The 19229-nt window shown below is 62.3% G+C and carries 19 protein-coding genes; 6 read left to right on the top strand and 13 right to left on the bottom strand.

The window, feature by feature from the left end; genetic code table 11:
* Positions 1–9: 9 nt before the first annotated feature.
* The 5 genes from V6M90_RS13480 to V6M90_RS13460 are packed head-to-tail and all read right to left on the bottom strand — an operon-like array spanning position 10 to position 5194.
* Positions 10–1341, bottom strand: a complete 1332-nt coding sequence (locus tag V6M90_RS13480) for an ABC transporter substrate-binding protein (protein ID WP_003174264.1) — start codon at positions 1339–1341, stop codon at positions 10–12.
* Positions 1342–1377: 36 nt separating this feature from the next.
* The gene (locus V6M90_RS13475) at positions 1378–2445 is read right to left on the bottom strand and encodes a branched-chain amino acid ABC transporter permease (RefSeq protein WP_003174263.1); all 1068 of its coding nucleotides are present in this window, start codon (positions 2443–2445) and stop codon (positions 1378–1380) included.
* Positions 2446–2467: 22 nt separating this feature from the next.
* Complete coding sequence (locus V6M90_RS13470) at positions 2468–3349, bottom strand: branched-chain amino acid ABC transporter permease (protein ID WP_003174262.1); 882 nt, start codon at positions 3347–3349, stop codon at positions 2468–2470.
* Positions 3350–3351: 2 nt separating this feature from the next.
* Positions 3352–4128, bottom strand: a complete 777-nt coding sequence (locus tag V6M90_RS13465) for an ABC transporter ATP-binding protein (protein ID WP_003174261.1) — start codon at positions 4126–4128, stop codon at positions 3352–3354.
* Between the two features lie 10 nt (positions 4129–4138).
* Positions 4139–5194 carry an AMP-binding protein gene (locus V6M90_RS13460; RefSeq protein WP_003174260.1) on the bottom strand — a complete coding sequence of 352 codons (1056 nt, stop codon included), beginning with the start codon at positions 5192–5194 and terminating at the stop codon, positions 4139–4141.
* 252 nt (positions 5195–5446) lie between these two features.
* Between V6M90_RS13460 and xth the strand changes: the two genes are divergently transcribed.
* Positions 5447–6241 (top strand): exodeoxyribonuclease III, encoded by a 795-nt coding sequence (xth, locus tag V6M90_RS13455; RefSeq protein WP_332846654.1) that lies wholly within the window; start codon positions 5447–5449, stop codon positions 6239–6241.
* An 11-nt stretch (positions 6242–6252) separates the two neighbouring features.
* Here xth and V6M90_RS13450 read toward each other — a convergent pair whose 3' ends face one another.
* From V6M90_RS13450 to V6M90_RS13440, 3 genes are all read right to left on the bottom strand, one after another.
* Positions 6253–6789, bottom strand: coding sequence for an AAA family ATPase (locus V6M90_RS13450; protein ID WP_003174257.1), 537 nt, complete (start codon positions 6787–6789; stop codon positions 6253–6255).
* Complete coding sequence (gene pnuC / locus V6M90_RS13445; protein WP_141063950.1) at positions 6786–7349, bottom strand: nicotinamide riboside transporter PnuC; 564 nt, start codon at positions 7347–7349, stop codon at positions 6786–6788. The genes V6M90_RS13450 and pnuC overlap by 4 nt, the downstream gene beginning before the upstream one ends.
* A gap of 205 nt (positions 7350–7554) precedes the next feature.
* A complete protein-coding gene (locus tag V6M90_RS13440; RefSeq protein ID WP_141063949.1) occupies positions 7555–9189 on the bottom strand; it encodes a methyl-accepting chemotaxis protein in 1635 nt (544 codons plus the stop codon).
* Between the two features lie 232 nt (positions 9190–9421).
* Here V6M90_RS13440 and V6M90_RS13435 point away from each other — a divergent pair, with 232 nt between their 5' ends.
* On the top strand, positions 9422–10252 hold the full coding sequence (locus tag V6M90_RS13435) for an undecaprenyl-diphosphate phosphatase (RefSeq protein ID WP_003174254.1): 831 nt from the start codon (positions 9422–9424) through the stop codon (positions 10250–10252).
* Positions 10249–10632: a DUF1294 domain-containing protein gene (locus V6M90_RS13430; RefSeq protein WP_003174253.1), complete on the top strand. Its 384-nt coding sequence runs from the start codon at positions 10249–10251 to the stop codon at positions 10630–10632. Before V6M90_RS13435 ends, V6M90_RS13430 begins: the two co-directional genes overlap by 4 nt.
* Here V6M90_RS13430 and V6M90_RS13425 read toward each other — a convergent pair.
* Together V6M90_RS13425 and V6M90_RS13420 are read right to left on the bottom strand one after the other, a co-directional pair.
* Positions 10621–10977, bottom strand: coding sequence for an MmcQ/YjbR family DNA-binding protein (locus V6M90_RS13425; protein WP_305427225.1), 357 nt, complete (start codon positions 10975–10977; stop codon positions 10621–10623). The genes V6M90_RS13430 and V6M90_RS13425 overlap by 12 nt on opposite strands.
* Complete coding sequence (locus tag V6M90_RS13420; protein WP_078733414.1) at positions 10974–11882, bottom strand: LysR substrate-binding domain-containing protein; 909 nt, start codon at positions 11880–11882, stop codon at positions 10974–10976. The genes V6M90_RS13425 and V6M90_RS13420 overlap by 4 nt, the downstream gene beginning before the upstream one ends.
* A gap of 126 nt (positions 11883–12008) precedes the next feature.
* Here V6M90_RS13420 and V6M90_RS13415 point away from each other — a divergent pair, with 126 nt between their 5' ends.
* Together V6M90_RS13415 and V6M90_RS13410 are read left to right on the top strand one after the other, a co-directional pair.
* On the top strand, positions 12009–12620 hold the full coding sequence (locus V6M90_RS13415; RefSeq protein ID WP_003174249.1) for an FMN-dependent NADH-azoreductase: 612 nt from the start codon (positions 12009–12011) through the stop codon (positions 12618–12620).
* Between the two features lie 211 nt (positions 12621–12831).
* Positions 12832–13869 (top strand): alpha/beta hydrolase family protein, encoded by a 1038-nt coding sequence (locus V6M90_RS13410; protein WP_003174248.1) that lies wholly within the window; start codon positions 12832–12834, stop codon positions 13867–13869.
* On the opposite strand, the gene V6M90_RS13405 is transcribed toward V6M90_RS13410, so the two are convergent.
* The 3 genes from V6M90_RS13405 to V6M90_RS13395 form a co-directional block, all read right to left on the bottom strand.
* Positions 13863–15038 carry an MFS transporter gene (locus V6M90_RS13405; RefSeq protein ID WP_332846653.1) on the bottom strand — a complete coding sequence of 392 codons (1176 nt, stop codon included), beginning with the start codon at positions 15036–15038 and terminating at the stop codon, positions 13863–13865. The genes V6M90_RS13410 and V6M90_RS13405 overlap by 7 nt on opposite strands.
* A gap of 163 nt (positions 15039–15201) precedes the next feature.
* The gene (locus V6M90_RS13400; RefSeq protein ID WP_078733410.1) at positions 15202–16788 is read right to left on the bottom strand and encodes an ABC-F family ATPase; all 1587 of its coding nucleotides are present in this window, start codon (positions 16786–16788) and stop codon (positions 15202–15204) included.
* A gap of 142 nt (positions 16789–16930) precedes the next feature.
* Positions 16931–18169 (bottom strand): MFS transporter, encoded by a 1239-nt coding sequence (locus tag V6M90_RS13395; RefSeq protein ID WP_332846691.1) that lies wholly within the window; start codon positions 18167–18169, stop codon positions 16931–16933.
* Between the two features lie 155 nt (positions 18170–18324).
* Between V6M90_RS13395 and V6M90_RS13390 the strand changes: the two genes are divergently transcribed.
* Entirely contained in the window at positions 18325–19137 is an 813-nt protein-coding gene (locus tag V6M90_RS13390; RefSeq protein ID WP_003174242.1) for a class I SAM-dependent methyltransferase, read from the top strand.
* The last annotated feature ends 92 nt before the right edge of the window (positions 19138–19229 follow it).

Here is a 19229-nt window from a genome sequence, read left to right as displayed (position 1 = left end):
ATTTAAACCTCATTGCTCTTTGCTGCAATCCCTCGGCGCAATGCCTTTCTCTTTCGCATACTGCGCCGCCGATGCCTCGATGATCGGCCGCAGCAAGGCGCGGTCGGCCTGCACCCAGTCGCTGATCAGGTTCCAGCGTTGCCCATCCCACTGCTGGAAGCGTACCGCGCCGCCGCCTTCGTGGTCGGCGCAGGAGAGTTTCAGCGGTTGCACCAGGCCTTTGGCGCCCAGGGCTTGCAGGCGTGCGTCGTCCAGGTTGAGGTGTTCGAAGCCCCAGCGAACCTGCTCGCCGGTCAAGGGCTTGGCACCGTATTTTTCCTGCGCCAGGCGCACGGCTTCGACGTTGAGAATGCCGTTCACCACGCCGAGGTTGTAGTACACCGTACCGAAGCGCTTCGGATCGGCCAGGTTGCCTTTGCCGGCGTCCACCACGCTTTGCTTGATGCCTTGCAGCACCGGGAAGTCGGTGCCCGATGGGTGCGTGGTGATCGAGATAAAACCCTTCGCCGCGTTGCCGGCCGGCACCACGTCTTCTTCCGAGTTGCTCCAGATATTGCCGATGATGTGATCGGCGGGGTAGCCGACTTTCTGCGCCGATTTGAGCGCCACCGGGTTCATCACGCCCCAGCCGCGCAGGATCACCCAGTCCGGTTTGAGGCGGCGGATGTTCAACCATTGCGATTGTTGTTCGTTGCCGGGGTGCGGCACTTCGAGCAACGTCAGCTCAAAGCCCGCGTTTTTCGCCAGGGTTTCCAGTACGCCGTTGGTTTCCTTGCCGTAGGGCGAACCGTGATAGAGCACGGCGATTTTCTTGCCCTTGAGCTTGTCGGCACCGCCTTCGCGCTGGCCGATGTAATTGATGATCGCCGAGACTTCCGAATACGGGTTCAATTGCAGCGGAAACACGTAGGGGAACACACTGCCGTCGGTGGAATCGGTACGGCCGTGGTTGATGGTGATCAGCGGCAGTTTGTCGGCCGTCGAGCGGTCCAGCGTGGCGTAGGCGATGCCCACCGACAATGGGTTGGTGGCCGCCGCCGGTGCGCCATTGAGCCCACCTTTGAGGCGTTCGTAGCATTCGACGCCTTTTTCCACCACGTACTCGGTCTCGCATTCGCTCCAGGTCAACTTGACCCCATTCACGCCGCCCTTGGCGTTGACGTATTGCAGGTAATCGATAAACCCGCCGAAGAAGCCCGTGCCGCCGGCGGCGTAGGGCCCGACCCGGTAGCTTTGCAGCGGAAAGTACTGTTCGTTGGCAGCCTGGGCGGTACCTGCGAGGGTGGCGGTGATCACGGCCAGGCCCAATGCCAGGCGGCGCAGCGATAAGCGGTGTGTCATGAAGGCGATTCCTCGGGAGCGATAGGGGGTATGAGTTCAGTAACGCAGCGGCCAGACCCTGGCCCGTTGACGAAAGCGCTGCCACAGGCGGGCCAGCCCTTCCGGTTCCTTGATCAGGAAGGTGATGATCAGCGCGCCGAACAGCATCTTCTGGATGTTTTCCAGCTGGCCCGCGTCCATCAAACCGGCGGGCAACAACGCGAAGAGGTTGCCCAGCAGGATTGGGAACAACACGATGAACGCCGCGCCCAGCACGTTGCCGAGCACACTGCCCAGGCCGCCGATAATGATGATGAACAACACTTGGAATGAGCGGCTCAGGTCAAAGCCGTGGGGCTCCACGGTGCCCAGGTAGGTGAAGGCCCACAGCGAACCGGCGACGCCCAGGTAGAAGCCACTGATGGCGAACGCGAGCAGCTTGGCTTTGAGCAGGCGAATGCCGATCACGGCCGCGGCAGTGTCCATGTCGCGCACCGCCATCCAGTTGCGGCCCAGCTCGCTGCGCACCAGGTTTTTGCCGAGCCAGAACAGCGCGACCACCACGGCCAGCGTCAGCACATAACGGCCGCGCGGCGAGCTGAAATCCAGCCCGGCAATCAACAGCGGCGGTGAAGTGATCACCCCCGAGGCGTTGTCGTTGGTAAACCAGCTGAAGCGGGTGAGCACCCACTCCACCACGAACTGCGCGGCCAGGGTTGCCACCAGCAAATAGAACCCTTTGATCCGCAGGCTCGGCAAGCCAAAGAACACCGCCACCAGCGCGGCGATCACGCCGCCCAGGGCAAAGCTCAACAGCAGCGGCAACCCCGGCACGCGCAGTTGCAGGTTGTAGGCGGCGAACGCACCCACCGCCATGAACGCCGCCGAGCCCAACGAGAGTTGGCCCGCGTAGCCGGTCAGCAGGTTCAGGCCCAGTCCGGCCAGGGACAGCACCAGCAGCGGCACCAGAATCGCGCTGAACCAATAGTCATTGCCCAGCCAGGGCATCGCCACAAACGCAAAGCCCAGCAGCAGCCATAGCCCGATACGGTCCTGGCGCAGGCGAAAGGTGCGGCGCTCGGCCGCGTAGGAGGTGCTGATTTGACCGACTTCTTGATACAGCATGCAGGCAGTTCCTCAAAAACCATCAAACCCGTTCGATTGCACGCTCGCCGAACAACCCGGCCGGTCGTACCAGCAAAAACAGCAGGGCCAGGACGTAAGGCACCCAGTTTTCAATACCGCTGCCGATGATCGGCCCGAGGTAGATCTCGGCGATTTTCTCCGCTGCGCCGATGACCAAACCGCCGACAATCGCACCGCCAATGGACGAGAATCCGCCGATGATCAGCACCGGCAACGCCTTGAGCACCACCAGCGACAGCGAGAACTGCACGCCCAGGCGCGCGCCCCAGAGCAAACCCGCCACCAGCCCGACAAACCCGGCCACCGCCCACACCAGTGCCCAGATGCGCGGCAGGCGAATGCCCACCGCCATCGACGCCATTGGGTCATCGGCCACCGCGCGCAACGACAGGCCGATGCGGGTCTTGTTGAACAGCAGGGACAGGGCCAGCACCAGCAGGGCGGCGGTGCCGGCGGCAAACAGGTCGAATTGCGAGAGCAGCATGCCGCGGATTTCCAGCGGCTCATCGGCGATGCCCAGGTCCAACCCGTGCACCTGGGCGCCCCACAGAAACTGCGCCAGCCCTTCGATCAGGTACGACAGGCCCAGGGTGGCCATGAACAGGATGATCGGCGGGCGATTGACCAGCGGCCGCAGCACCACTTTCTCGATCAGCAGCGCCAGCACCACCAGGCTTGCCAGCGTGGCCAGGAATGCCCAGGCAAACGGAAAGCCGCGCTCAAGCAGGCTGACGAAGGTCAGCGCGGCGAACAGCACCATGGCGCCCTGGGCAAAATTGAACACGCCGGAGGCCTTGTAGATCAGCACAAAACCAATCGCCACCAGGGCGTACATCACGCCCGCCAACAGGCCGCCGATCAGCACTTCGAAGAAAAATTCCATGTTCAGGTACCCAGGTAAGCGGCAATGACATCCGGGTTGGCACGGACCTGCTCAGGCGTGCCGTCGCCGATCTTGCGACCGTAGTCGAGCACCACCACGTGATCGCACAAGCCCATCACCACGCCGATGTCGTGTTCGATCAACACCACGGTGGTACCGAACTCGTGGTTGATATCGCGGATGAATTGGCTCATGTGCGCCTTTTCCTGGGCGTTCATGCCGGCCATGGGTTCATCCAGCAGCAACAGGGTCGGTTCGCAGGCCAGGGCGCGGGCCAGTTCGACCCGCTTTTGCAGGCCGTAGGGCAGGGTGCCCACCAGTACGTGGCGCCAGGGATGGATCTGCAAAAAGGCGATGACCTTTTCCGCGTGCAGGCGGTGGGCGTCGTCCTCGCGCGGGGCGCGGCCCAGGCGCAGCATCTGTTCGACCCAGGTGCTGCGGCGCTTGAGGTTGCGTCCGGTGAGCACGTTGTCGAGCACGCTCATACCCTTGAACAGCGCGATGTTCTGGAAGGTGCGCGCGATACCGCCCTCGGCGGCCTGGTGCGCACGCATGCGTCGACGGGTCTGGCCGGCATAGCGGATGCTGCCGCTCTGGGGGTGGTAGACGCCGTTGATCACATTGAGCAGCGAGCTTTTACCGGCGCCGTTGGGGCCGATCAGCCCGCAGATGTCGCCGGCCCTGACGTCGAAGCTGATGGAGGTGATGGCCTTGATGCCCTTGAACGACAGGGAGATGTCATCGAGCCGCAGTAATACCGATTCAGTGGGTGCGCGCATGGAGGGCTCGTCAGACAGTCTGGGACAGTAAGTGGTCGGTGGGTTCGTGGCGCGGCGAAGGCTCGTGCCAATGTCTGGGATCAACGCCCAGCGCGCCGAAGAATGCCGCGCTCTGCGCGCTCAGTGGCGGCCCCACCAGCAACGGCACGCGCAGGCGGCTCATGCCCAGTACATCGAGCAACGGACGACGCACCAGCCAGTGGCCCAGCCAGCGTCGAACGGGCGAGGACGTGGGCTGCATGGCCCAGCGGTACAGGCGATGGCTGAACGTCCCCGGTAGCGGCAGACGTTCAGCCACCCACTGTTCCAGGCGCCCGTAGGATTCGCGGGTGCCCAGCACCAGGGTCGGGCCCAGCTCGCGGCGGTCGGTGTCGCGGGTGGCCAGGGCTTCCGGGAAATTCAGGCGAAAGCCGGCGTGCAGCCAGGGCGCGAGCAGGTAGCGCGCCTGGCCGCTGGCGGCGAATACCCTGGCGGCGAGCGCTTCTTCGTCGCAGGTCAAGTGTTCACGGGTGATCAGGGTGCGGGCGCCGGCCAGCAATTGGGCATGGCTTAATTGAGCGGTGGTGTCTGTGTGATACACAAAGGCGAGGGCGCTGGTTTGCGTGGCGCAGGCGGGGACGGGAGCGTTGGTGGTCAAGTCGGCATAGGCGATCAAACCAGCGGTGTGCAGGCGATTCAGTCCGCGTCCGTCGAGGTACACCCGCACGCCGTGTTCACCAATTTGCTGCACCGCGTGCACATCTTCCGCCAGCACAAAAGCCGGTCGCAATTTGGCCAGCAGCGTGCGGTTGTCGCGCTCCGGGTCCAGCAACGTGACGCTGCCGCCCAGCCACTGCGCGGCCAATGCCAGCAGCAAGGCTTCGGGGCGCGCCTGGCTGATGATCAGCAGGTCATCGCTGCCACTGAAACCGCGCTGGTGCAGAGCAGCGGCGAGCCCACCGACATCGGCAGCCAGTTCGCTCCAGGTGCGCACCTGCCAGATGCCCAGACGCTTGTAGCGCAAGGCAACCGCTGAACCGCGGGTCTGGGCTTGGCGCAACAGCGCCTGGGGCAGGGTGTGGGGCATGGGGGCATCCTTCAGGGTTATATGAAGGTGATTGCACGCACCATGCCAGAGGAATAACTTGTTTTATTTCAAATGGATATGATCGTATTTGCGGCGCGGGGCTGTGTGGATTCAGCACAAGCTGTCCGGCGACTGTTGCTGCGCCAACACTCGCGCCGGCCCTGAGCGCCGCGATTCCACAGGGCATGCGTGGATGGAACATCTGTGCGCCTTCCAGGCTCTACCCAAAGAGCCCTGGAAGGATCCCACCCCATGAAAGCGCTGAAAATCGCCACCTTCAATCTCAACGGTCTGCGTGCCCGACTGCCCAACGTGCTGCAGTGGCTGGCGCGTGAGCAGCCCGATATCGTGTGCCTGCAAGAACTCAAGCTGCCGCAAAGCCTGTTCCCCTACGCCGACTTCGAAGCTGCCGGTTACGGTGCGATTTGCCTGGGCCAGGCGTCGTGGAACGGTGTGGCGATCCTGGCGCGGGATGCCCAGCCGCTGGAGAGCCGGCGAGGTTTGCCCGGTGATGACAGCGACAACCAAAGCCGCTATATCGAAGCGGCCGTGCACGGCGTATTGGTCGGCTGCCTGTATTTGCCCAACGGCAACCCGCAACCTGGGCCGAAATTCGACTACAAGCTGGCCTGGTTCGAGCGGTTGATCGACTACGCCGGCGCGCTGCAGGCCAGTGAGCATTCCGTGCTCCTGGCGGGGGATTTCAATGTGGTGCCTACTGACCTGGACATCTATAACCCGCGCTCCTGGCTCAAGGATGCCCTGCTGCAACCCGAGAGCCGCGCCTGTTATCAGCGGCTGCTGGCCCAGGGCTGGACCGATGCGCTGCGGCATCTGTATCCGGATGAGCGCGTGTATACGTTCTGGGACTATTTTCGTCAGCACTGGCAGAAAAACTCTGGCCTGCGCATCGACCACCTGTTGCTCAACCCGGCACTCACGCCTTATTTGAAAGATGCCGGTGTGGACGCCTGGGTGCGTAACGAACCGCATGCCAGTGATCATGCGCCGACCTGGATTCAACTGGCTACGCGTAAAAAACGTTAAGGCCAGGGCTGTCAGGCGTGTGAAGGCGCGACCAGCAACTGCTCCACTGCCGCGAACGCTTGGCTGCGGCGCGCTGCCCAATCTCCGCGAATCACCACCACCGGCTGGTGATGCTGCTGCATCCAGTCCAGGCTGCCCTGGAAAAACGCGCGACGGTCTGCCAGCTCCGGCTGACAGCGTTGACCGTCGGCGGTCCATTCGACGTCTTCGGGCGAGAGCAGCAGGTGCAGGTCGTAGTGGCGCGCCAGCAGCTCATCGTCCAGCCATGCCGGGTAGTCGCCGAACAGGGTCTGGCTCCAGAGTTTGTTGGTGAGCAGGTGGGTGTCGAGGATCAGCAGCCTGGGTTGCGTTGCACGCGCGGCGTCTTCCCAGGCCAGTTGGCCGAGGGCGATGTCAGGAATGTCCGCCAGGCAGGTGTCGCGCTGATGATGGTCGATGAAATAACGCACGTATTCGCCGACCATCAAGCCACCGAAGTGCGCGTGCAACTCAGCGGCGAGCCAGCTTTTGCCGCTGGATTCGGGGCCCGCCAGTACCACCACCTTCATGTGCGCAACGCCGGGTCGGCGCGCCATTCGCGCCAGCCTTGCACGGCGATCACGGTGAACAGTGCATAAAGCGCGGCGATGAGGTAGAGGCCCTTATAGAGGAACAGCCCGACAAAGATCACGTCCACCGCAATCCACAGCGGCCAGCACTGCAGGCGCTTCTGCGCCATCCACATTTGCGCCACCAGGCTGAAACCGGTGAGCGCGGCGTCGAGCCACGGTTGTGCAGCGTCGGTCCAGTGGGCCATGGCCGCGCCGAGCAACAAGCTGCCCACGGCGCCGACGGCCAGGCTGACCATGATCGCGGGCCAACCCAGGCGCGTGACCTGGCGCTCTTGCCTGACCTCGCCGGCGCGGGTCCACTGCCACCAGCCGTAGACTTGCAAGGCGGCATAGACCACCTGCAGGAGCACGTTGGAATAGAGTTTCACGTCGTAGAACACCCAGGTGTACAGCAGCACCATCACCAGGCCGATGGGCCAGCACCAGGGGTTTTGCTTGACCGTCAGCCAGACAGCGATCACCCCCAGGGCGGCGGCGAACAGTTCAAGCCCGGACATGGTGGATCCTTGGGAGAGTGGGAGAGGGCGGTGATTGTAACCAGAGGTCAGCAATCTTCAAAACGCTGGAGGGCAAATGTGGAAGGGGCAGTGCGATGATTCGACTTGCGCCCGAAAGCTTTGCGTAGCTGCCGAGCCTCGCCAAGGCTCGGCAGCTACGGATTACCTATACCGGGGGCAAGCCCCTCCCACATGTGGAGCCGCATCAGACCTTGAATTGGCGCAGCAACCCGTCGAGCTGTTCACTCAAGCCGCGCAGCTGCGCACTGGCCAGGCTCGACTGTTCCGCCGCTATCGCCGTGCTGTGGGACAACCCCGCCGCCTCGGTAACGTTCTGATTGATATCTTCCACCACATGGGCTTGCTGCAGGGTGGCGCTGGCAATCGACGCGTTCAGGCCGTTGAGGTTGCGCAGGGCCTGGCCGATGGCCGTCAGGCTCGCACCCGCCTGGCCGGCTTGTTCGATGGTCAGCTGCGAAGCGCTGTGGCTGTCGCTGATCACCTTGACCGCCGCTTCCGAGTGGCCCTGCAGGCGCTCGATCATCAGCTGGATTTCGGCGGTGGATTTTTGCGTGCGCTGGGCCAGCAGCCGCACTTCGTCGGCGACCACGGCAAACCCGCGACCTTGCTCGCCGGCACGCGCGGCTTCGATCGCGGCGTTGAGCGCCAACAGGTTGGTCTGGTCGGCGATGGAGCGGATCACTTCCAGCACGCCTCCGATCTGCGTGCTTTCGCTGGACAGGGTGCGGATCACTTCCACGGCCTGGCTGATGGTGTTGGACAACTGGTCGATCTGCTGCAGGCTGCCGTCGATATTGACCTGGCCTTGCTGGGCCTGTGCTTCGGCTTCGCGCATTTCGCTGGCGGCGTGCTCGGCGTTCTTGGCCACGTCCTGCACGCCGTAGGTGACTTCGTTGATCGCGGTGGCCACCAACTCCATCTGCTGCGACTGTTGCTGGCTGCGCTCATGGGCCTGGCTGGCGTTGTTGCCCAGCTCCGTGGAGGACTCGCCCAGGGCGTTGGCGCAGGCCTGCAACTGGCCGACCACCTGGCGCAGCTTGGCAGTGAAGCTGTTGAAGTGCTGGGACAACTGGGTCACTTCGTCGCGTCCGTGGGTTTCGAGACTGCGGGTCAGGTCGCTTTCGCCGCTGGCGATATTGCCCATGGCATTTACCGCCGCCTGCAGCGGTTGCACGATGCTGCGGGCAATCAGGGCCACCAGCAAACCCATCACCAGCGCAATGCCCAGCAGGATGAACGACGCTTTCCATACCTGGGCGCTGAACTCGGCCTGTACATCGTCGACGTACACGCCGGAGCCGATGATCCAGCCCCAGGGTTCAAACAGTTGGATATAGGAGGTCTTGGCCACTGGTGCTTCGGCACCCGGCTTGGGCCAACGGTAGTTGACGACGCCGGCGCCCTTGGCCTTGGCCAGGCTGGCGAACTCGTTGAAGATCGCAAACCCGTCCGGATCGCGGATCGCCGAAAGGTTCTGGCCATCGAGCTTGGGATTGGTCGGGTGCATGATCATCACGGGCGTGAGGTCGTTGATCCAGAAATAATCGTCATGGTCGTACCGCAGCCCGCGCACCGCGCTCAGGGCTTGTTTTTGCGCGGCGTCACGGGTCATCACGCCGGTGGTTTCGAGGCTGTGATAAAACGTCAGGATGCCGCTGGCGGTCTGCACCACGTGTTGGGTCTGTTGTCTTTTGGCCTGGTAAAGGTCGTCATGAATCTGCTTGAGCATCAGCAGACCCAGGGCCATCAGCATGAGCACGGCGACTATCAGGATCAGCCAAAGGCGGCGGCTGATCGACATATTGCGCAAACTGTTCATCGTCCTGTCACTCCGGGCTTTTTATAATTGTGGGCGTCGCATCGACTTTTACGCCTTGTCTGATAGGCTTTCGGCCTGAAATCGTAAAACCTGAGTACTGCCTGATTTTTCACGAAATTTTGCAGGCCGGCGTTGATCATCATCAACGCCGGGCCATAAAACGCACGCGTCGTCAGTGAACCAATTAAAAGATCAACAAGGCATGCCACTGGGCATGACCTTTGGGGGAAGCATGGATTTTTGGACCGCCATTCAGGCATTGATTCTTGGGGTAGTCGAGGGGCTTACGGAGTTCCTGCCGATTTCCAGCACCGGGCACCAGATCATCGTTGCCGATTTGCTCGACTTCGGCGGCGAGCGCGCGATGGCGTTCAACATCATCATCCAGCTCGGCGCCATCCTGGCGGTGGTCTGGGAGTTCCGGCGCAAGATCCTGGACGTGGTCACCGGCTTGCCGACCCAGCGCAACGCCCAGCGTTTCACGGTCAACCTGTTGATCGCGTTCCTGCCGGCGGTGGCGCTGGGGGTGATATTCGCCGACCTGATTCACCATTACCTGTTCAACCCGATCACCGTGGCCACGGCGCTGGTGGTGGGCGGCATCGTCATGTTGTGGGCCGAGCGCCGCGCGCATGAAGTGCACGCCGAGACTGTTGACGACATCACCTGGAAAGACGCTCTGAAGATCGGCTTCGCCCAATGCCTGGCGATGATTCCGGGCACTTCGCGCTCCGGTTCCACCATCATCGGCGGCCTGTTGTTCGGCCTGTCGCGCAAGGCCGCCACCGAGTTCTCGTTCTTCCTGGCTATGCCGACCATGGTCGGCGCCGCGGTGTATTCGGGCTACAAGTACCGCGACCTGTTCCAGCCGGCCGATCTACCGGTGTTCGCCATCGGTTTTATCACCTCGTTCATCTTCGCGATGATCGCGGTCAAGGGCCTGCTCAAGTTCATCGCCAGCCACAGCTATGCGGCGTTTGCCTGGTACCGCATCGGGTTCGGCCTGTTGATCCTGGCGACCTGGCAGTTCGGCTGGATCGACTGGTCGGCCGCCAAGGCATGAATATCCAGCACCCGCGCTTGAAAGCGGTGATTTTTGCGTTGTTATGCGCGGCGCCGCTGTTGGGGTCGGTATTGGTGTGGCGGCGCGGCGAAACGGTGATTCCGCTGGCGGCCTATGGCGTGGTCAGTGTCATTGCATTCCTGCTGTACTGGAGCGACAAGCGCAAAGCCCAGACCGAGCGTTGGCGTACCCCGGAAAACATCCTCCACGCCGTGGAACTGGCGGGCGGTTGGCCGGGGGCGTTGATTGCCCAGCAGGTGTTTCGTCACAAGACGCGCAAGGTCTCTTACCAGGTGCTGTTCTGGGTGATTGTGTTGCTGCACCAGGTGTTCTGGCTGGACCAGTTGTTTCTGGGCGGCACCTTGTTGTCAGTCCTCTAGCCGCAAGCCGATCTGCGTGCGCTTGGGCAGTTTGCTCACCACCAGTTGGTGGGAGCGCCGCAGCAGGTCGCGCAACTCCTCGGCGCCCAGCGGGTAGGGCGTGTTCATGATGATCCACTGCGCACGCGCCAGGTACGGCGCGGGGTGGATGCCGGGGCGGTCCACGTGGCCCAGGAAAAGGTCCTTGTCGACCTTGAACGCCAACGAGTCGCCGCGCAGGCCCTGCAGGGCGAACATCTTGTTGCCGGCGATCGAAAACACCCGCACGCCACCCCATTTGTAGTCTTCCCGCGCGCCGGGCAGGCTCAGGCAGAACGTGGCGACTTGTTCTTCGGTCATTTTCATAGCAGGCGGTCTCCGCAGCTTTTAAAGCCTTCTTCCAGGTAATCGATCCAGGCGCGAATGGCCGGCAGCACGCCACGTCGATGCGGGTACACCGCCTGCAGCCAGCCGCCCGGCAGTGACCATTGCGGCAGCAGTTGCACCAGACGGCCACTGGCCAGTTCTTCTTCGCAATACATCATCGGCAGCACGGTGAAGCCCAGGCCCATGATGGCGCAGGCCTTGCGCACATTGAAGTCATCAACCCCCAGACGTGCTTCCATCACCAGGTCCTGGGGGTTGCCCTGGGGATCGAGAATGCGTTGGTGCACCATGCGATCCGCTTCCAGTGCGCCAAGTATCGGCAGCTGCTTGAGGTCGTCGAGGGTGCCGACCTGTCGTCCGTTTAAAAAGTTGGGGCTGGCAACCAGCACGGTCTGGGCCGGGCGCAGGCGCTTGGTGACCAGCAACGGGTCTTCGTCGCCCAGATCGCGCACGCGAAGGGCCACGTCGATACCTTCGGCGACCAGGTCGACACGGCGATTGACCAGGGTCATCTCCAGTTGCACCTGGGGGTAGGCGGCAAGAAACCCGGCGACCACGTCGGGCATCATGTTTTGCGCCAAACCCACCGGGCAAGTGACCCGCAAACGCCCACGCGGCTCACTGGACATACTGGCCACGGCTTCATCGGCCATCTCGGCTTCCAACAGCATCGCCTGGCAATGGCGCAGGTAGCGTTCGCCCACGGCGGTAAGGGTCAATTGGCGGGTGGTGCGTTGCAGCAAGCGTGCGCCCAGGCGTTCTTCCAGCTCGGCGATGCGCCGCGACAGTCGCGACTTGGGGATGCCCAGCAGCCGTCCGGCGGCCGCGAAACCGCCGGCTTCGACGACTTTGGCGAAATAGTAGAGATCGTTCAGGTCTTGCATACTGCTGCCTATTGTCCTGTCAGTAGGACAAACTATCGCATTTCAGGCAGCTTATCGACTATTGGATTGATGCGTAGGATCAACGCCATCAGATCGCCCTTGTCGATCCCACCTCGGAGATCCACCATGAAACTCTTGCACATCGATTCCAGCATCCTCGGCGACAACTCGGCTTCCCGTCAGCTCAGCGCTGGCGTAGTGAAAGCCTGGCAAGCCGCTGAGCCGGGTGTGGAGGTCACTTACCGCGACCTGGCCAGCGACGCCATCAATCACTTTTCCGGCGCGACCCTGGGCGCATTGGGCACCGCTGCCGAATTGCGTGATGCCGCACAGAAGCACGAAGCTGAACTGAGCGCCTCGTCGCTGGCCGAGTTCCTTGCCGCCGATGCCATCGTCGTCGGTGCGCCGATGTACAACTTCACCATCCCGACGCAACTCAAAGCCTGGATCGACCGCATTGCCGTCGCCGGCCAGACCTTCCGCTACACCGAAGCCGGCCCGGAAGGCCTGTGCGGCAACAAGAAAGTCATCATCGTGTCCACCTCCGGCGGCCTGCATGCGGGTCAAGCGTCCGGCGCTGCTCACGTCGACTACTTGAAGCTGCTGTTCGGCTTCCTTGGCATCACCGACATCGAAGTGGTGCGCGCCGAAGGCCTGGCCTATGGTGATGAAGTGCGCAACAAAGCCATGAGCGACGCCAACGTACGTATCAACGAAGAATTGTTCGCCGCAGCGTAAGACTTGTGTAAATTTGGCCTCTACTCGGTTTCAATCTGAGGTTGGGCGCCTAAACTCTGTATTCTGCTCGTCTGAACGCGAACGGAGTACGGAGTTTTTTCGTTTGTACGCTGTCTTTTCTGATGTGGCCCAGGTTGTGCAAGCATGGGTTCAATACCCTGGACTTTTCATTCGACATGTCGGTTCTCACGCAGCAAAGGTGGACGTCCCCATGATGCGTCTTTGTGCTGTTATGGTTCTCTCCCTGCTCGGCAGCCTGATTTCAGTGCACGCCGCGCCTGCGCCGCACCCCCATTGGAGTGTGGGCTTTCATCGCATGAGTTTTCTCGACCCGCTGGACTTGCAGCCGATGAAAGCCGTCGCGTTCTATCCTTCCACCGACGCCGAGCGCTCCACGCAATTGGGCGCCTATCGCGTCGCCGCCACCGAAGACTCCAAAATCGCCATCGGCCGTTTCCCGATGCTGATGCTGTCCCATGGCAACACCGGTACGCCACTGGCGTTGCATGACCTGGCCACGTCGCTGGCGCGCAAAGGCTTTGTGGTGGTGGCGGTGCTGCATCCCGGCGACAACTATAAAGACCACAGTCGCTTAGGCACGCTGAGCAATCTGTACGGCCGGCCGATCCAGATTTCCGAAGCCATCACCGCGACGTTGGCGGACCCGATGCTGTCGCCTTTCGTCGACGTCGATCAGGTGGGCGTTATCGGCTATTCCGCCGGTGGCGAAACCGCACTGATCCTGGCGGGCGCCAAACCGGATTTCGACCGCCTGCGTCGCTATTGCCAGGAGCGCCCGGAAGACCGCGACGCCTGCACTACCAAGGGCGAGTTGGTGATGGACCGCGATGACTTGCAACCGCAATCGGACCCGCGTATCCATGCACTGATGTTGATGGCGCCCCTGAGCCTGATGTTCGGTCGCCATACCCTGGCCGACGTGCATGTGCCAGTGCTGCTCTACAGCGGTGACGGCGACAAACTGGTTGCGGTGGACAAAAACGCGGCGGCCCTGGCGCGCAAACTGCCGCAGCCACCGGATTTCAAACTGCTGGCCGGGGCTGGGCACTTCGTGTTCATGGCCCCGTGCGACAGTGATCAACTGGCGGCGATGCCGGCCATTTGCACCGATGCCGATGGGGTTGACCGCGAAGGCATTCACCGTGACCTGATTTTCGAGGCCGGGCGGTTTTTTGCGCATACCCTCAGCGAACCTTCACGCGCCGGCCTGCAAACGGCTGATCAGTAGGCGCGGCGCATGAGCAGCAAGGTCAGGCCCAAGGCTGTGGCCGATAGCAGTGCCGCGCAAAAGAAGATCCAGCCATAGCCCAGGTTCAGCGCAATAAAGCCCATCAACGGCCCGGCAATCGCCAGGGCCAGGTCGAAGAACACCGCATAGGCACTCAAGCCCGCGCCCCGGCTGCTGTTGGGCACCTGCTTGATCGCTTCCACGCCCAGGGCCGGGTAGACCAGCGATAAACCGAAACCGGTCAGCCCGGCGCCGATCAACGCCACGCTGGTGGTGGGCGCCAGCCAGAGCAGCGCCAGGCCCAGGGTTTCGATGGCCATGCAGGCAATCGCTGCGCGAAACCCGCCAAAACGGCTGATCGCCGAGATGAATACCAGCCGCGACAGGATAAAACACACGCCAAATACCGTGAGGCAGTACGCCGCGCCGGCCCAGCCGCGATTGAGGTAATACAGGGTGATGAAGGTGGTGAGGGTGCCGTACCCGATTGACGCCAGGCACAGGCTGGCGCCAAACGGGGCGATACGCCCGAACACCGCCCGGAATGGCAGGCGCTCACCGCGTATCACCGGCACCGACGGCTTGTTGCGGATCAGCACCAGGCCCAACGCGGCCAATACCGTCAGCGCAATCCCCAGGCTGTTGTAGCCATAGTCGGCCACCATCACCACACCCAGTGGCGCACCCACGGCGATGGCGCCATACGAGGCGATACCGTTCCAGGAAATCGAACGCGCCGTGTGCTCGGCGCCGACCTGGCCCATGCACCAACTGATGGTACCCACGCCGATCAAGCCTTGGGCCACGCCCAGCAGCAGCCGTGCGACGATCAGAATGCCCAGGCTCAAGCCGGGCACGCTGTGCAGCAGAGTCGCGAAAAACGTCAGCACGCCACTGACCAGAATGCCCGCCAGCCCCAGCACGATCGCGCGCTTGGTGCCGACGTTATCCGACACGCGCCCGGCCATGGGCCGGCTGAGCAGCGTGGCCAGGTACTGCGAACCAATGGTCACCCCGGCCACCACCGCGCTGAAACCCAGTTGCTCATGCACATAGCCAGGGATGACCGCAATCGGCAGGCCGATGCAGATAAAGGCGATAAAGGTGTAGAAGACGATGGAGACGATCTGCAGGGTGATCGACAGGGAGGAGGGGGCGGCATTGGACATGGATATTCGTTCGCTGGCGGGCGGTGAGGGCATCATGGCAAGGGCTTGGGGGAAAAGGAAGCAGCCTAACTATTAATCACAGCGCTCAATCAGACGCAAAAAGCCCCGTCACAGTGGACAGGGCTCTATCTTGCTGCTTGTAGCTAACAGCTGATCGCTGTTCTTAAAACACCACGCCCTGGCTGCGCAGGTAGTCGTCATAGGTGCCGCTGAAGTCGATCACGCCGTTGGCGCTCAACTCGATGATGCGGGTGGCCAGGGACGATACGAACTCACGGTCGTGGCTGACGAAGATCAGCGTGCCTGGGTAGTTCTCCAGCGCCAGGTTCAGCGCTTCGATCGATTCCATGTCCAAGTGGTTGGTCGGTTCGTCCATGATCAGGACGTTCGGCTTTTGCAGGATCAGCTTGCCGAACAGCATGCGACCTTGCTCGCCACCGGAGATTACCTTCACCGACTTCTGGATCTCGTCGTTGGAGAACAGCATGCGACCCAGTGTGCCGCGGATCATTTGCTCGCCTTGAGTCCATTGGCCCATCCAGTCGAACAGCGTGACGTCGTCTTCGAAGTCGTGGGCGTGGTCCTGGGCGTAGTAGCCCAGTTCCGCGGCATCGGTCCACTTGATGCTGCCCGCGTCCGGCGTCAGTTCATTGACCAGGGTGCGCAGCAGGGTGGTCTTGCCGATACCGTTCGGGCCGATGATCGCCACGCGCTCGCCCGCTTCAACCTGGAAGCTGAAGTCCTTGAACAGCGGTTTGCCGTCAAAGCCTTTGGCCATGCGCTCGACGATGACCGCCTGGCGGTGCAGTTTCTTGTTCTGTTCGAAACGGATGAACGGGCTCACGCGGCTCGACGGCTTGACCTCGGCCAGCTGGATCTTGTCGATCGCCTTGGCGCGGGAAGTGGCCTGCTTGGCTTTCGAGGCGTTGGCCGAGAAGCGGCTGACGAAGGATTGCAGCTCGGAGATCTGCGCCTTCTTCTTGGCGTTGTCCGACAGCAGTTGCTCGCGGGACTGGGTCGCCACGGTCATGTACTCGTCGTAGTTGCCCGGGAACAGGCGCAGCTCGCCGTAGTCCAGGTCAGCCATGTGGGTGCACACGCTGTTCAGGAAGTGACGGTCGTGAGAGATGATGATCATCAGGCTGGAGCGCTGGGTCAGAATGTTTTCCAGCCAGCGGATGGTATTGATGTCCAAGTGGTTGGTCGGTTCGTCGAGCAACAGCACTTCGGGATCGGAGAACAGCGCCTGGGCCAGCAAGACCCGCAGTTTCCAGCCTGGGGACACTTCGCTCATCGGGCCGAAGTGCTGTTCCAGGGGGATACCCAGGCCCAGCAGCAGCTCACCGGCGCGGGACTCGGCGGTGTAGCCGTCCATCTCGGCGAATTCGGTTTCCAGCTCGGCCACGGCCATGCCGTCTTCCTCGCTCATTTCCGGCAGCGAGTAGATACGGTCGCGCTCGGCCTTGACCCTCCACAGCTCCTCGTGGCCCATGATCACCGTATCGAGCACGGTGAACTCTTCATAGGCGAACTGGTCCTGGCGCAGTTTACCCAAGCGCACGTTCGGTTCGAGCATGACCTGGCCGCCGGACGGCTCGAGGTCGCTGCCGAGGATTTTCATGAAGGTCGACTTGCCGCAACCGTTGGCACCGATCAAACCATAACGGTTGCCGGCGCCGAACTTGACCGAGACGTTCTCGAAGAGCGGCTTGGCGCCGAACTGCATGGTGATGTTAGCTGTGGAGATCAATTACTTTACCTATCAATGGGTTGCGAGCATGGCGGCAGGCGCCGTCAGGCATGCATCAACAGCGACATCAAGGCGCGAAACCCGGTCGCTGAGCAAAAAATGGGGGATGTGTGTTGGAATTTGGCGCGCATTGTCGCATATCTCAGGCGACAGTTGTATGGCACGCGAAAGAGGGGCGTTCCAACGTTTCCGGCATCGCCAGCCATAACAGCGCCAGCGCCACCGCCGCCACACCGGCCAGGGTCAGGAACGCTGCGTCGTAGCCGGCCTGTTGCACCACGAAACCGGCGAGACTGTTGCTCAAGGCCGCGCCCAGGCCAAACACTGTGGACAGCGCGCCGAGGCTCACGTTGAAGCGCCCGGTACCTTGGGTCAGGTCCTTGACGATCACCGGGAACAGCGCGCCGAAGACGCCCGCGCCGATGCCATCGAGCATTTGCACCGCCACCAGCCAGTAAGGGTCGTTGGACAGGGTGTACAGCACGCCCCGCAGCGGCAGGATCATGAAGCCGACCAGCAACAACGGCTTGCGCCCCCATACATCGGCCTTGGCGCCCACCAGCCAGGCCACCGGCACCATCACCAGTTGCGCGGCAACGATGCACGCCGAGGTCAGCGGCGTGGCCATGTGCAGGTTGATCTGCGACAGCTTCTGACTGACCAGCGGCAACATCGCGGCATTGGCCAGGTGGAACAGCGCGCAGCAGACCGCGAACAACAGCAACGGCCGGTTGGCCAGCAACACCTTGATGCCGGACGGCTGCTCATGATCGCTGTGATGAGCGGGATCGAAGCCTCGCGCCACCTCATGATCAATGGCTTTGGCCGACACGCAACTGACCGCGACGACACTGGCCACCGCCATAAAGGCCATCAGGTAAAACACCACCACCGGACCGAACAGGTACGCCAGGCCCCCGGCCAGCATGGCAGCCACGGCATTGCCGGCATGGTTGAACGTTTCGTTGCGTCCGGTACGACGGGTAAACGCGCGGGGCCCGGTGATGCCCAGGGAAATGGCGGATATCGCCGGGGCGAAGGCTGAGGCGGCGACGGCACTGGCCGCCTGGGTCAATGCCACCCAGCCGAACGAACTGACAAAGGGCAGCATCAGGCACGCGGCAGTGACCAGCAGCGCGGCCACCACGATCACCGCGCGTTTGCTGCGGGTGCGATCAATCAGTGCGCCCGCCGGGCCCTGGCTGATCAAACCGGCGATGCCGGCGAGCGTCATGACCACGCCGATGCTCGCGGGGTCCCATTGGTGCACCGCGAGCAGGTAGATCGCCAGATAGGGGCCGAGGCCATCGCGAACATCCGCCAGGAAGAAATTCAGGCTGTCCAGCGACAGGGTGGTGCGCAGGTCGGAGTGGTGGGCCACGGCGATGTCTTCGGGAGGGGCGTTCAACGGCTGAGCGCTCATTGCGTAAATGACCTGCACGATTTGACATTAGTTTCACGCGCGCCAGGGTATTTTGTTCGACGAACAGGTGGCTTATGTTCCTTACTCGGTTTAGTGATTATCTGGAGACGCAAATGGACATGCCTTCGGCTCAAGAAGCAATTGCCTGCAACAAGGACGCCTGGAACCAATCCGCCAGCCTGCATAGAACCACCGAGACCTGGACCGCGCTGCAGAGGGCGGTCGGCAATTCCGAGTTTTCCTGCCTCGACGGCACCCTGACCGGCGTGCTGCAGGATATCGGCGTGGCTGGCAAGGACGTGATTCAACTGTGCTGCAACAACGGACGTGAAAGCCTGTCACTGTTTGGCCTCGGTGCGAGGTCGGTGGTGGGGGTGGATCAGTCCCGGGCGTTTCTCGAGCAGGCCCGCGAGTTGGCCGCACGCTCGCCCCACGATCCTGAATTTATCGAAAGCGATATCCATCACCTGCCACCGCGCCTGCACGAGCGCTTCGACATTGCCCTGGTGACCATCGGCGTACTCGGCTGGATGCCGGATGTGGCGCTGTTCATGCAGCATGTCGCCAGCACCTTGAAACCCGGCGGGGCGCTGGTGATGTATGAAACCCATCCGTTCCTCGAGATGTTCGATCCGAAGGCCGAAAACCCGTTGCAGCCTTCCAGTTCCTACTTTCAGCGCGAGCCTTTTGTCTTGCGCGAAGCCATTGTCTACGAAGGCCAGGCCGAGACCGCCGGACCGACGTCCTATTGGTTCGTACACACCCTTGGGGACATTCTCAACGCGGCGATAGGCGCCGACCTGCGGATCAGCGAGTTGCAGGAGTATGCGCATTCCAATCGTGAAGAACTCTACGACCAGTACGAGTACCAGTCCGCGCAATTGCCGCTCTGCTTTACCCTCGTCGCGACCAAGCGGCCCGCCTGAGCCATTCATGCGCCCGAAAAAAAGCCCGCGAGGGAAGCGGGCCAAGGGATTCACTGGAGTAGGTAGGCTTTACCCTATCGGCCAGAACGTGA

This window comes from Pseudomonas lactucae (genome assembly GCF_036688725.1).
Taxonomy (GTDB): domain Bacteria; phylum Pseudomonadota; class Gammaproteobacteria; order Pseudomonadales; family Pseudomonadaceae; genus Aquipseudomonas; species Aquipseudomonas lactucae.
Note: the sequence above shows the minus strand (reverse complement) of the source record. Positions and strands in the feature narration are given on the sequence as shown.